We start from the raw sequence: 14,337 nt of genomic DNA on the forward strand, positions 1-14,337 counted from the left end.
ATGTTTTTGAGTGGCTAAATCTGTAATTTATAAGGAGTCTCATCAAAAAGCTGATAAAAGACGTAACCGAAAGTTTTCAAAATTTTTAAATCCATAGCTTTGGCGTTTTATCAGCTTTATCTTTTTGTTAATCTCTTCCATAGTTTCACTGTTAGAATGACTAATAAAGTAATTACAAATAGTTGGCATATGTTCGGTTATACTTTGAATAACTTTGCCATAAATTTTTCGAGCTTTTTGTAACCATTCTTGAAAGCGCTTTTGGCCTGACAAAACGGTTTGACTGGTTTCATAAATCTGGCGAAATTCTTCTTTATATTCATAGGCGGCTTTTCACCGCTTAGATTTAGATGAGGATAAGAGGTTTTCCAGTTCCGTGAGTTCTCCATTATCCAAATCAATTTTGTTTCTCAAAATTAGAGACAGGTTTTCATGTTTTTTAACTCCTAAAGATTTAGCGATTTTTTTTAATTCTTCAATGAGAGGTCTCATCACATGAAATCGGTCTGTCACAATTTGAGCATTGGGGAAAATTTCTTAAATAACTTTTGGAAAGCCATGCCACATATCAACACTAACTTCTTTTACCGCTTTTCTGACTTGAAGCGGAAGTTCTGAAAGCTTTGATATCAAACAATCTTGGGTTCGTCCATCAATGACTTTTATAAGCTTATTTTTATCTAAATCGCAGACCACCGCTTTATAATTTTTATGCCCTTTACGCATAGCAATTTCATCAAGACTTATCCGACTAACTTCGAGCCACTGCTCCTCGGCTATGTTAGAAGTCCGGTGATTAAATATTCCTTGAACTTCATCAAAAGATAGCCCATCAACTAATGAAACTTTAGATATATTTAATGACTTTACGCGCTCAAAAATATTTTTTTCATATCGCAAAGTATGGCGCCGATTCCCCTCTATCCAAGGCAGTTTTTCGGTGAAATACTTTTGACAATGACGAGAATAAAATTGCCGACGGGGGACATGTAAATAATTGACCTTATCAAAACAAGGAAGGTCTCGGACTAGGATGGGACGATTTTGATTGATTTCGGTGGTATAACTTTGACATAAAGGACAGTGTGTTCCTTGGTCAATTTAATCTTTAGGCAAATCCCATCTTCTAGCATGGTAAATTCTCTAACGGTCACTTCAGGTAAGCCCAGTATTACATTGAGATGATTTTCCATAAACCTAAGCTCAAAAATTTTTAGGGTGAAAGGGTGAGTTTCACAAAACAGCTAAATTTTATCAGTTTAGGGCTTAACTTTGAGCCTGGCAACTAAATTTAATGATTTTTTCAGGATTTGGCGGACTTATAAGACTCTTTTTTTTCAACATGAGAAGCTAGAAGCGTTCATGTATATGAATTTCACCTTTTAATTTTATGCAAATACTCATGTTAAATTAGAGAAACTTATCACCATAAGTCCTAAAGAGCCGCACAATAGTCAGATTACTCATGCTATCACCAGTAGCGATTCTCAGTATAATAATTTAACGGTGAATTTAACCGCTAATGTGAGCGACAATGATGATTTAGGAGAGGTTTTTCAAGGTGACGATCGCCCAAATTTGGCCGGAACTAATTTGACCGATCGCCTCCTTGGAACTGTGGAAATGAATATTCTACATGGACGAGAAAGCAATGATTTTATTGATGCTCAAGGGGGGAGCGATCGCCTATATGGTCGGGAGAATGATGACTATATTTTAGGAGGGGATGGCGATGATAAAATTTGGGGCGGTCAGGGCAATGATTATATTGAAGGTAGTGCAGGCAATGATTTAATGTTTGGGGAAAGTGGCAGCGATCACCTGTTAGGAGGAGATGGCAGCGATCGGCTATTGGGTCATAAAGATAATGACTATTTATCGGGGGATTTAGGTGCAGATACCCTCACGGGAGGGCAAGGACGGGATGTATTTGCGATCAGTTTAGGCATGGACGGATTGACATTAGAAGCAGCAGATGTTATTACTGATTTTAATGTGCAGGAAGATTTTATCGATTTAATGGATTCTGCCACCGCAGGGGGCTTAACTTCTGAATCCTTAAATATTACCCAAGGAACGGGAAATTATACTAACGATCTAATCATTCAGCATCAAGCAACCGGGGAATATATAGCCATTTTATTAGGAATTCAGCCAAGTGAAATTAGCTTAATTCAGTTTATTTAAGATATTAACCACAGAGACACAGAGGACACAAGAGAAGAGAAATGAAAAGAAGAATTACTAATTTTGATGGGCGATCGCCCTTTTATCCCTTATTCTTCTTAGTCCTTTTCCTGACCCTAGGAGTTAATAAGGGTCTAGTCTTTGCCCAAACAATTACCCCAGCAACAGACGGGACGGGAACCGTTGTCACTACTGAGGGAAATCAGATTAACATTACCGGGGGTAAAACCTCTGGAGATGGGGCAAATTTATTTCACAATTTCCAAGAATTTGGACTGAGTGATGGACAAATTGCCAACTTTTTATCCCGTCCAGAAATTGTCAATATTCTCGGACAAATTTCTGGGGGTAATCCATCGTTAATTAATGGTTTAATTCAAGTTACTGGTGGAAATTCTCACCTATTTTTGCTCAATCCGGCAGGCATAGTATTTGGTCCAAATGCTGCCTTAAATGTCCTCGGTGATTTTACCGCCACCACTGCCACCAGTTTAGGCTTTGATAACGGAATATTGCAAGTATTCGGCAATAATAATTATACCACATTAGTCGGGAATCCGATTTATTTTTCTTTTGACAATATTCAGCCAGGGAGTCTGATTAATTTTGCCGATTTAGCGGTGCGATCAGGACAATCTTTATCTTTGATTGGCGGAACCATACTCAGTACCGGGTCTCTCGCTGCACCCCAAGGGAATCTGATTATTACTGCGGTTCCAGGGGAAAGTATTTTGCGGATTAGTCAGCCCGGACATTTACTGAGTTTAGAAGTGAGTTTATCCAATTTAAAAACCGAGGCTTTTAATCCACTTTCTCTCCCTGAATTATTAACCGGGGGTGGCAATATTATTGATGCCAACCAGGTGAGATTCAATGAAGCGGGACAAGTAGTTTTATCCGGTTCTGCCTTGGGGATAGGCAATGGGGATGTGGTGATTCAACCCACGAATCAATCAAATCAATCGGCAACAATTATCTCAGGAAATGCTACTTTATCCGCTGCTAATAATTTAACCTTAGTTGCCAGTAATCTTCAAGCCACAGGCGATTTAAATTTATTCGCCGGTAATGGTCTAAAAATTCGCGATTTTATGGATTCCCGCCTTCGCGGGAATGACAGTGATAGCGGCAATGACAGTGATAATCTAGATTATCAGTTGCCGGGAAATAAGAGTTATCAAAACCCATTTTCCGCGATCGCAGGCGGAAATATGAATCTAACTGGACTGCAAAAAATTGATATTTTCGCCCTGAATTCTGTCAACCAAGGCGCAACTTTTCAGGCAGGGGGTGATATTACCTTAATTAGTGGGGGAAATATTGCCACCGATGCTCATTTTGCCACGGAGGGCAATTTCTTCATTCGCAATGTAGCTGGCGATTTCGGTGATTTTATCAGTTATTATGACCCAATTATTAGTGCTGATGGTAATGTGAGTTTTGATGAATATACTGGGGTTTCCTTAAAAGTAGAAGCCACGGGAGGAATTGATGCCGGGAATATCACTATTACTAACCCAGATGTGACTTTATCCGGTTTGCCGGATCCTGATGCGGAAATCTTGGCCAACTCCCCAGCATTAATTTTAAGATCCGGCGTTTCTAGTCTGACTAATCCGGCGAATATTCCCCCGGATTTGACCGTGATAAACACCGCGTTTCTCTCTGACTCCGAGCAACTTAATCGTGATATTTCTGTGAGTCAGATTTCCACTCCAGGGGGGCCGGTGACGATTAACTCAGGCGGCCAATTAATCATTGACCGAATCGTCACCCAAGGAGGAGATATTAATCTTTTTGCCCAGGGTAATATGCAAATTCTGGGCTTGTTAAATTCTAGTGCTGATAATGGCGGCAATGTGACGATTAATGGATTAACAAATGTTGACATATTTGCGATCGATGCTCAAGGACTCGCGAGTGATGGAACTGGCGGCAATGTTAATATTAATGCAGGCAATTTTTTCCAAGCCCGTGGCAGTTTTGTAGATCAAAATAATCGCACCGCCAGCATTTCTACTGCGGGTACAGTCAGTGGTGGGTCAATTAGCATCAGACACGCAGGAGGCAGCGAAACACCATTTATTGTCGGAAATGCCACCACCAATGGCACCGCAGCCGCATTAACTACGGGTTCGGAAACCATTTCACCCACCTTTGAGGTGCCTGTTGATGATGATGGGATTTACACTCAAGGCAATATCACAATTATCACAACGTCTAATCCAGTTTCAGAACCACCAGAAGAAGATATAGCAGTCCCCATTGATTCAGAAACCACAGAAGAAACTCCTACAGAGGAAACCACCGTAGAAACTCCTACAGAGGAAACCACCGTAGAAACTCTGATAGAAGAAACTCCGATAGAAGAAACTCCGATAGAAGAAACTCCGATAGAAGAAACTCCGATAGAAGAAACTCCGATAGAAGAAACTCCTACCCAAGAAATAACATCTCAGGCAGAAGAACCAGAAATAACCACCGTTAATGCGATCGCAGAACCATCGGTCTCAACCGTCCCAGAGAGTACAAATTCACCAACTATCGTAGAGTCAAACCCTGCGATCGAACAAAATAATTCTCAATCTGTCATCTCATCAGATTCATCCACTGAAATTGCTAATGTATTGACTGGAAGTGAAAGTACAGAGAATAGCAGTCAGACGGTTTTAAACTCTAGCAGCGATACCACAGTAGGGGAAATATTGCCGGACAATTCAATCAAAGTTGGACTAAGGAATATTCCTCTAGGGATCAAAACTGAAATCGCTAACCGAATTGATGCCGGTGAAATATCGGAAGCTGTTCCCTTTATCGATCGCGTATTTACGGAAGAAGTCATCGCAGGAAGTCAGGTTGAAACCAGCCAACCTCAGTTAAACTCTTTTGAGTCAATTCAAGAGGAATTAAAAAATATTTCCGTAGCGACTCAGAAAAAATTTGCTCTGGTTTATACGGTGATCCGGGATGAACAACTTGATGTAATTTTAGTACCTATTAATGGCGCTCCCATCTATCGACCAATCAGAGATGCTGGACGAAAGAATATGTTGCCAGTAGTCAAAGATTTTATGGAGAAAATAACCAGCCCTCGATACAGAAGAAACAATCGATATCTAGCATCAGCGCAGCAACTTTATCAATGGATGATTGAACCAATTGAACCTGACCTAGAACAACTCAATATTGACACTTTAGTATTTGTCATGGATGCTCAGTTACGCAGCATTCCTTTAGCAGCTTTACATGATGGAGAAAAGTTTTTAATTGAAAAGTATAGTCTGGGATTAATTCCTAGTGTAAATTTAACAGATACTAGCTATCAAAGTTTAGCCAATGCCAAACTTTTAGCAATGGGTTCTTCTACCTTTAAGGAACATAATCTTTCTGATTTGCCCGGAGTTCCCTTGGAAGTTTCTACTATTACCCAAGCATGGTCTGGTGACTCGTTTCTGAATGAAGCTTTTACCTGGGAAAATCTCCACCACCAAATTAGTCAACATAATTATGGGATTGTCCACTTAGCGACTCATGCGGAATTTGTCCCAGACGCCCCCAGTGATTCTTATATTCAGTTATGGGATCGCAAGTTAAGTTTGAGTGAACTGCGAGAGTTTCTGTTAGAGAGATCATCCCCGATTAATTTAATGATTTTGTCGGCTTGCCATTCTGCTCTTGGTAATGAAACATCAGAATTAGGATTTGCTGGTTTGGCAGTGCAGGCTAAAGTTAAATCCGCCATTGGCAGTATTTGGTATGTGGACGATCGCGCTACCTTGGGATTAATGAGTGAATTGTATCGGCAGATTCGGCTGGCATTTCAAGACAGCGAAAATCCTGGAGAAACTGACAAAAAATCCAAGCTAAAAGCAGAAATATTGCGCGAAGCCCAAATCGCCATGCTGCGGGGAGATGTGCGGATTGAAAATGGTCATTTAATTGCTCTAAATTCTGATGATGATATTCTTTTACCCCCGGAAATTACCGTAGACCAAGAAACTTTTCAGCATCCTTATTATTGGGCTGGATTTACCTTAGTGGGGAGTCCTTGGTAAAAAGATTGATTTCTGAAAAAACCACAATTAACGACAAAAGTATTCTTGTCTTACAGCATAGTTAACCCATACTGCCCAATAATTGCGATCGCCAAAGCATTAATTGATACCAATTTCAAAAATTATTGCTACGATTTTGAGGTTAATTTGGGCGCAAGCATTGCGCCCCTAATGTTGCATCTTTCATTAGAAATAGTACGAGTATAATTACTCAACAATAATTCGCCGATCGCACAAGTCTGAAACAGCATCTAAACGCATCTAATCGTAACAATTCTTAATGTAACCGTAAAGTCAGGATTTAGCCATCAGCAAGCAGGAAAAATCTCAACTTTACCGGATCTCCCAGAATGGGTGAAGTATAATTAGAACTGAGTGCATACTTATAAGTGCATAGTCATAAGTGCATAGTCATAAGTGCATAGTCATAAGTGCATAATCAATGCTCATAGCTAATCGCTGACCACACTCATCAAATAGGATTTAAACTCAAACCATGAGTTCATCAATAGTTCAACTGGTAGATCAACTCCCGCAAGATAATATTACCGTTAAAGTGCTCAAAGCCCTAGACTTTGTTGCCCCTGGAGAATGGCAAAATACCGTTGGTTTTGACCAAACAATTCGGGTTGTCACCGGGGAAAATGACCCCAAGAAGGTACAGCGGATTAAAGAACGTGCCTTGGTACTCTATGAAGACAACAAAACCGGGTATAAATCAGCGATTTCTCTATATCAACTTATTGACAAAGCCGATACAGCAATGGCAACAGCAGCCTTAGCGAATAAAATCGGGGAAAAAATTGAATTTCTCTCATTTCTCAATCGAGTCACTCCTAAAGCTGATGTCGCTCAAACCATTGATTTAGTCTTAAAAATTGTCGTTGAAATTATCGCCTTTTGTAAAATACATGGCATTCCTCAACCCAATCCCCAACTCTTTGTGGAATCTTTAACTAACAACTATACTGACGCATCTTTAATGCGGATGGCAGCTTTAGTTTGCCTAGATGGGATTCTGCCTTTAGGTCCAGATTTCTTACAGAAAATTCACTCGATTATTGATGGTGGGGATGCGGCCATCGTTAAAGATAATCCGGTTTTTGGCTCAATTAGTAACTCATTACCAGGAGATAGTCCGGCGGCTAAATTCGGTTTTATTACCCAAAGTTTCAACGCCGTTCAAGGTTGGATGAATAGTTTAATTAGTAAAACGGGTGTCACCCCAGACACGATTTTACAAAGTATTGGCAGCTTTATCCAAATTGCCGATGATAAGTTAGATTTTGTGGCGGCTTTCCTTGACCAAACGACTAACTATTATGAACATACCGGGATTCAAACGGTAGCCCGCAGCTTAATTTTAGCCGCATACGAATCCGTAAAAAATGAATCAGAAGCATCTACCCCAGATTCCAGTTCTCAAGCTTCTGGTTCTCAAGCTTCTGGTAATGGGGAATTTAAAGTCGGACAATTAGTGGATGTTCTCAGTGAAGATTATTGGTATGCAGGGACGGTTCGGGAACTGCAAGGAAATCTCTGTTTAATCCGTTATCTTTATAATAACGATCCGAGTGATGATGAATGGATCGCACAAACCAATCTTGCTCCCGCTGGCAGTAACTATGAAGTGGGAGATGAAATTGAGGTTCTTTACAGTGATGGGGAATGGTATGAAGCAGAAATCAAAAAAATCAAAGGGGATACCTATTTAGTTGAATATACCGATGAAAATTTTTATGACGATGAGGATGATGAGGAAGAAACTGAATGGGTGGCTTGGCAACGGATTTGTTGCGAAGCTTAAGAAGCTTAATTAAGTAGACGGGCAGAAATAAATGCACCACATACCCCATGAGAAAAAAACTGTCATTCCCGCGAAGGCGGGAATCCACAGCCTATCGGCGGGGAACGAAAAGTGCAGTTAATTATGTTCACCTACTTAGTTAATTAACTAATTAATTTTTACGGGGATATGTTATTAGTTAAAAACCCTAACTTATTCCCGTATTTTTTCGGTTTTTCTTAAAATAAAAATTGTAGAATATAATCCTGTAGGGGCGAAGCATTGCGGCAGATATTTTTTGGATAAAAAGCCAATATTTGTTACCGCAATGCTTCGCCCTTATAGCGGTTTTTATTGAATGAAGTACAGAGTTTTTTGGATTCCCGCCTGCGCGGGAATGACAGGTTTTTTTGTACTTTCTAAGTATGACAATTTCTATATAATCCTGTAGGGGCGAAGCATTGCGGCAGATATTTTATGGATGAAAAGCCAAGATTTGTTACCGCAATGCTTCGCCCTTATTCCGTTATGGATGAAAAGCCCAGATTTGTCACCGGAATGCTTCGCCCTTATTCCGTTATGGATGAAAAGCCAAGATTTGTTATCTAAATGCGAAAGCCCTTACTCAGTGATTATGCGGCTTTGGGGAAAAAATGGGTATTCCGGGGTTTGACAAATACTTTTTGACCCACTTCTAAATTTAGCGGGGCAAATTTTTCTCGACTCAGGTGGGAAATGACTTCAAGGCGATCGCTTAACATTAACTCCACTTGAATTTCCCAACCTAAATGGGTAATTCGCCGGACAACGGCCATTGTGCTATTTCCATTCTCAACCCGATGAATTTCTAGTTCGTGGGGACGAATAAAAGCGTAAGTATTGGGGTTTGAATTATGGATATTTACTAAATTAGTATGACTGGGTAAAACATTCACTTCTCCGACAAAACTCATCACAAACGGGGAGGCGGGATGATCGTAAATTTCGGTCGAGGTGCCCACTTGTTCAATTTTGCCTTGATTCATTACCACGATCTGATCGGCAACTTCCATTGCTTCTTCTTGGTCATGGGTGACAAAAACACTGGTGACATGAACCTCATCATGTAAGCGTCGCAACCAAGCCCGTAATTCTTTCCGCACTTTGGCATCCAAAGCGCCAAAGGGTTCATCGAGGAGTAAAACTTGAGGACGAACCGCTAGAGCTCTTGCGAGGGCAACTCGTTGCCGTTGTCCTCCAGAGAGTTGGTTGGGGTAGCGATTTCCTAATCCTTGGAGTTGAATTAATTCTAATAACTCTTCAGTGCGTTCTTTAATTAACTTAGCCGGAGTTTTGCGAATTTCTAATCCAAAGGCAATATTTTGCCGGACGGTGAGATGTTTAAATAGGGCGTAATGTTGGAAAACAAAGCCAATATTCCGTTCTTTGACATCTAAATAAGTGGTGTCTTGACCGTTGATCCAAATGGAGCCAGTGTCAGGAGTTTCTAACCCAGCGATCGCCCGTAATAAGGTAGATTTTCCCGAACCTGATGGCCCTAATAAAGCCACTAATGACCCGTCTTTAATCTCTAAATTAATATTATCTAAGGCTTGAAAGTCACCAAAGAGTTTAGAAACTTGTTGAATGTTAATACTCATGTTAGTTGTTCTCCAATTTATATAGGGTGTAGGGTGTAGGGTGTAGGGTTTGGGGTGTAGGGTGTAGGGTGTCGGGTTTGGGTGTAGGGGCGAAGCATTCGCGTATAAATTTGATTATGTAAACCGAAATATTTATGCGCGAATGCTTCGCCCTATTCCCGTAGACATAAGATTGTTTAAACCGAAATTTAAACCGAAATATTTATGCGCGAATGCTTCGCCCTGATTATTCGCGTAGACATTAGACAAGAATGCTTTCATACTGATCTCTATCACCCCAACCCCCCTTAAAAAGGGGGGCTTTACCGAAATGTCTACGCGAGTGCTTTGCCCTTACCAGTTAAGAGTTAAGATTCCAGCTTATGTCCAGTTTTTCGTTCTAAAATTTCTTTTAAAACCAAAGTCACTACGGCAAGTAAACCCAAAATTACGGCGGCACTAAAAGCGGCTTCGGTTTGATAATTTTTATAGGCTTGTTCCACAAAAAGCGGCAGGGTTGAAGTCTGACCAATAATGCTCCCGGATACCACAGAAACCGCCCCAAATTCTCCCATTGCCCGTGCATTAGTTAATAGCACTCCGTATAGTAATCCCCAGCGGATATTCGGGAGAGTAACTCGCCAAAAAACTTGCCAATCTTTTGCCCCTAGAGTCCGGGCGGCTTCTTCTTCTTCTTCTCCCATTTCTTCCATCACGGGAATGACTTCTCTAGCGACAAAAGGTAGGGTGACAAATAGGGTGGCTAAGACCATTCCCGGTAGGGCAAAAATAATTTTGATGCCCATTGCGTCGAATATTCCGCCGAGCCAGCCGTTCTTACCATATAATAGGACTAACATTAACCCGGCAACCACTGGAGATATAGAAAATGGCAGGTCAATAATACTCATTAATAAGGTACGACCGGGAAATTGATGGCGGGCGATCGCCCATGCGGTACAAAGGCCAAAAACTGTATTCAGAGGAACCGCGATCGCGGTAATAATAATAGTTAAAAAAACAGCGGATTGAAAAGCTCGACTGGCGATCGCTTCTCCTAGGGCATTAAATCCTTGGTGAAAGGCTTCATAAAACACAGTGACAGCGGGAATAAACAGAATCAGCGCTAGATAGCCTACAGCTAAGAAAATAAGGATTAATTTATAATATTGATTTGAAGGTTTAGCGGACTGCATAACGACGCCCCCACTGTTGCAAGAAATTAATCACCAATAGCAGCACCAGTGACACAATTAAGAGTACCGCACCGATCACCGTTGCCCCGGCATAGTCATATTGTTCTAGTCTTTGAAACACTAAAACTGGGGCAATTAAATCGCGGAAAGGGATATTAGACGAGACAATTACTACAGAGCCATATTCTCCCACAGCGCGGGAAAAACCTAGGGCAATTCCGGTTAAAATTGGCGGAATTAATGGGGGCAGAATCACTCGGCGAAAGGTTTGCCATTGCGAGGCACCTAACGACCAGGCGGCTTCTTCGATTTCCTGTTCCATTTCCTGTAACACCGGCTGTAAGGTGCGAACCACAAAGGGCAAGGAAATAAACAGCATGGCCACAAATACCCCTAAGCGGGTAAAGGCGATTTTGATGCCAAATGGGGCAAAGAGTTGTCCAATCCAACCGCGATCGCTGTACACTGTTGCTAACACTAAACCGGCCACAGAAGTGGGTAAGGCAAAGGGTAAATCAACTGCCGCATCAATAATTTTTTTGCCGGGAAAATTATAGCGGACTAATACCCAAGCCACCAGGGTGCCCATGAACCCATTAATGATGCCTGCCGCTAATGCAGTAATAAATGTTACTTCATAAGCAGATAAGGCGATCGGCTGGGTGGCAATGCGCCAAAATTCACCGATTCCTAATGTTAGTGATTTGGTGACTAAAGCGGCGATCGGTAGCAACAGCATCAGCACTAAATAACTCAGCATAACTACCCAAGGTAGGGAAATTTTGGGCAGTTTACCGAAAATTCGCTTTAATCCATTGAATAAATTATCGTACACGGGGTAATTCAATTTTTCTATCATTTTTTGACTTTGTAGACATAAAATCTCTACTTACTCCTTGACTACCAACCGTCAGTTTCGCGATCGCTGCGACTGAGAATCTCAACATTCAAATCAGAAAGATAAATCAAAGCACTATCAATTTGGGCGGATTTCCCACTTAATTGCAGATCAAACCAGCCATCTCCCTGGGCTTGAGCGCCTAACATTGCGCCTAAAATGTTCACATCTAAACGATACTGAGACGCCAAATTACTAATCACCGGATCGTGATGATAATCTTTAGGTATTCTCACGATTAATCTAACTTGAGTAGAGCGAGGTGCAGAAGCCACATCATGGGTTACAGAATTGGTTTTATCCATGTTTATATCCTTTCCGTAAAGGTAATAAATGATTCACTGATTGATTGTTGCAGTCCAATCGGACATCACGGATCAAATCAAGGGATTAAGGTATTTAGTAATTAAGATTTGCCTGCTTGGGTTAAGATTTTGTCAAAAGTTGCCCCATCATCAAAAAATTGCTTTTGGACTGCATCCCAACCGCCTAAATCTTTGACCGTAAATAACTTATCAATTTTGGGATATAGGCTGGTAAATTCTGTCGCCACATTAGGATCTACGGGACGAAATCCCACTTGAGCAAATTCCCTCTGGGCTTCGGGAGTAAAGAGAAATGCCACAAACGCTTCAGCGGCTTTTCTGGTGCCATGTTTGTCAACATTTTTATCTACAACTGCCACCGGACTATCAATAGAAATATTGTAATCTGTTGGCACAAAATAAGGTTGTTTTTCTCCTTTTTGTTGGGCTAAAATTAACTCATTTTCATAATTAATCAGGATATTCCCTTGTCCTTGTTTGTAGAAAACATCGCTGGCTTCCCGGGCATCTTTCGGTAACAGGGGCACGTTTTTAAAGACGGTTTCTACAAAGGTTTCCGCTTCTTGGGCAGTTCCTCCCGCTTGGGTCACAGCACCCCAAAGGGCGAGAAAGTTCCACCGGGCGCCCCCAGAGGTTTTGGGGTTGGCGGTAATCACTTGGATCTGGTCGCTGGCTAAATCAGACCACTTGCTGACTTGGACGTTTTCATCCCGTTTGACGATCGCCGCTACAGATTTATGCACAATCGACTCATTGGGGAATTCTTGCTCCCATCCGGGGTCAATCAGTCCGGCTTTTTCAATTTTCTGCGTATCCATAGCTAACGCGAGAGCCACCACATCCGCTTCTAAGCCATCAATCACTGCCCTAGTTTGAGAACCGGATCCGCCGTAGCTTTGATTAAACTCAACTTTCTGTCCGGTTTCCGCTTCCCACTTTTGGGCGAATTTGGGAATGATTTTTTCATAAGCACTTTGAGTCACCGCGTAGGAAACCAGGGTGATGGTCACGGGTTTGGCGGTATTGCCGGTGTCTTGGGTGGCTTGTTGCCCGGAGTTACTGCAAGCAGCGATCGCACCACTAGCCAATAACCCGACTAAGACCCAACTGGTAAAGCGTAAGTATTTCTGCATGGTTGTTTCTCTGCTGACAGGTCACGGATGTTTGTCCGTAGGGGTTTGCTTGCCAAATCCCTAGCTTATATTTAAATTATATATCAAGTTCAAATGTTTTGCAATACATTTTGAAAGTGATTTAAGAAATTTTTAAGAAAAAATGTAATGGATCGGGCTTTATGCCATGATGGAAGGGAGATTCAGCAAGGTTGCAGGGATGGCAAAACGAGCCAAACAGCAAGAACCCAATCTGTTGGAGCAGATGATCCAGCACAACTTTTTATTTCGAGGCTTAGATGAAGCGTGGCTGAGAGACTATCTGCCGCCGGAAAGCCTGAAAATCGAGAAATTATTTTCTAACCGTCCGGTTTACACGGCTTACTTGCCCGATGAATATCTGGATGTGTTGTATGTGATTCTGGATGAGGGGCTGGTGATTACCCGCAGCACCCCGCTTGACCGGATTATTGCCATTAGCTATCCGGGGGGATGCTTTGGCATGAGAAATTTACCCTTTAGTTATGGGATGGCGTACCGGGCTTTTCCCAGTCTGGTGGAAGCGTACAAAACCACTCAAGTGATCAAAATTCCCCTGGAGACTGTGCAGCGGATTTATCAGGAAAGCGAGACTTTCCGCGATCGCTACCATCTGCTTTTTGAACTGCGGACGAAATTTCAGTATCATATGCTCAACTGTAGTAGCTACCCCCCGCAAGCAGTAGCGGCCCTCCTGCGTGGCCTGATTTACCAAGAACGAGAACTGGGCAACCAACCCACCCCCAATCAGACATATACTTTTGATCTGCCGGTGGATGTGATCGCCCGCGCTTGTCAACTGAATCAGCGGACCGTGGAACAAGTGTTAAAAGGGATGCAGCAGATTGGTCTATTAAAAGCGATCAAAGATAGTGATGCATCCGGGGATTTAGTCGAAGTGATGGATCCAGAAGCGTTAAAAGCCGTCTATAGTGCCACGAGAGATAAAGTTTCCTGGTGGCCATTAAAATAGCCATTAAAATAATTTCTCGTGACGGCAAAAAGCTAAGTAGGTGGGCAGAAATAAATGCACTACAGACCCCACGAGAAGAAAGGCTGTCATTCCCGCGAAGGCGGGAATCCAAAGCCTATTGGCGGGGAACGAAAAGTGCAATTAAT

9 protein-coding genes and 1 pseudogene are annotated in these 14,337 nt (G+C 41.9%); 4 read left to right on the forward strand and 6 right to left on the reverse strand.

Annotation, left to right across the window (positions count from 1 at the left end):
* Window positions 1-42 precede the first annotated feature (42 nt).
* Window positions 43-1,101 (reverse strand): annotated as a pseudogene (locus ABWT76_RS28670) (ISL3 family transposase).
* 405 nt (window positions 1,102-1,506) lie between these two features.
* Here ABWT76_RS28670 and ABWT76_RS28675 point away from each other — a divergent pair.
* The 3 genes from ABWT76_RS28675 (at window position 1,507) to ABWT76_RS28685 (ending at window position 8,049) form a co-directional block, all read left to right on the forward strand.
* Window positions 1,507-2,187, forward strand: coding sequence for a calcium-binding protein (locus tag ABWT76_RS28675; RefSeq protein ID WP_354635335.1), 681 nt, complete (start codon window positions 1,507-1,509; stop codon window positions 2,185-2,187).
* Window positions 2,188-2,228: 41 nt separating this feature from the next.
* Complete coding sequence (locus tag ABWT76_RS28680; protein ID WP_354635336.1) at window positions 2,229-6,242, forward strand: CHAT domain-containing protein; 4,014 nt, start codon at window positions 2,229-2,231, stop codon at window positions 6,240-6,242.
* A 496-nt stretch (window positions 6,243-6,738) separates the two neighbouring features.
* Window positions 6,739-8,049 carry an agenet domain-containing protein gene (locus ABWT76_RS28685; protein WP_190876869.1) on the forward strand — a complete coding sequence of 437 codons (1,311 nt, stop codon included), beginning with the start codon at window positions 6,739-6,741 and terminating at the stop codon, window positions 8,047-8,049.
* Window positions 8,050-8,660: 611 nt separating this feature from the next.
* Here the strand turns inward: ABWT76_RS28685 and ABWT76_RS28690 are convergent.
* The 5 genes from ABWT76_RS28690 to ABWT76_RS28710 form a co-directional block, all read right to left on the reverse strand.
* Complete coding sequence (locus ABWT76_RS28690; protein WP_054466599.1) at window positions 8,661-9,668, reverse strand: sulfate/molybdate ABC transporter ATP-binding protein; 1,008 nt, start codon at window positions 9,666-9,668, stop codon at window positions 8,661-8,663.
* Window positions 9,669-10,015: 347 nt separating this feature from the next.
* Window positions 10,016-10,843, reverse strand: a complete 828-nt coding sequence (gene cysW, locus ABWT76_RS28695) for a sulfate ABC transporter permease subunit CysW (protein ID WP_054466598.1) — start codon at window positions 10,841-10,843, stop codon at window positions 10,016-10,018.
* The gene (gene cysT, locus ABWT76_RS28700; protein ID WP_354635337.1) at window positions 10,830-11,702 is read right to left on the reverse strand and encodes a sulfate ABC transporter permease subunit CysT; all 873 of its coding nucleotides are present in this window, start codon (window positions 11,700-11,702) and stop codon (window positions 10,830-10,832) included. The genes cysW and cysT overlap by 14 nt, the downstream gene beginning before the upstream one ends.
* A gap of 41 nt (window positions 11,703-11,743) precedes the next feature.
* Window positions 11,744-12,046, reverse strand: coding sequence for an NIL domain-containing protein (locus tag ABWT76_RS28705; RefSeq protein ID WP_054466597.1), 303 nt, complete (start codon window positions 12,044-12,046; stop codon window positions 11,744-11,746).
* A gap of 101 nt (window positions 12,047-12,147) precedes the next feature.
* On the reverse strand, window positions 12,148-13,200 hold the full coding sequence (locus tag ABWT76_RS28710; protein WP_054466596.1) for a sulfate ABC transporter substrate-binding protein: 1,053 nt from the start codon (window positions 13,198-13,200) through the stop codon (window positions 12,148-12,150).
* A 199-nt stretch (window positions 13,201-13,399) separates the two neighbouring features.
* On the opposite strand from ABWT76_RS28710, the gene ABWT76_RS28715 reads away from it, so the two are divergent.
* Window positions 13,400-14,191: a Crp/Fnr family transcriptional regulator gene (locus ABWT76_RS28715; protein ID WP_054466595.1), complete on the forward strand. Its 792-nt coding sequence runs from the start codon at window positions 13,400-13,402 to the stop codon at window positions 14,189-14,191.
* Window positions 14,192-14,337: the final 146 nt, after the last annotated feature.

The sequence above is a fragment of the Planktothricoides raciborskii GIHE-MW2 genome (assembly GCF_040564635.1).
GTDB classification, from domain to species: domain Bacteria; phylum Cyanobacteriota; class Cyanobacteriia; order Cyanobacteriales; family Laspinemataceae; genus Planktothricoides; species Planktothricoides raciborskii.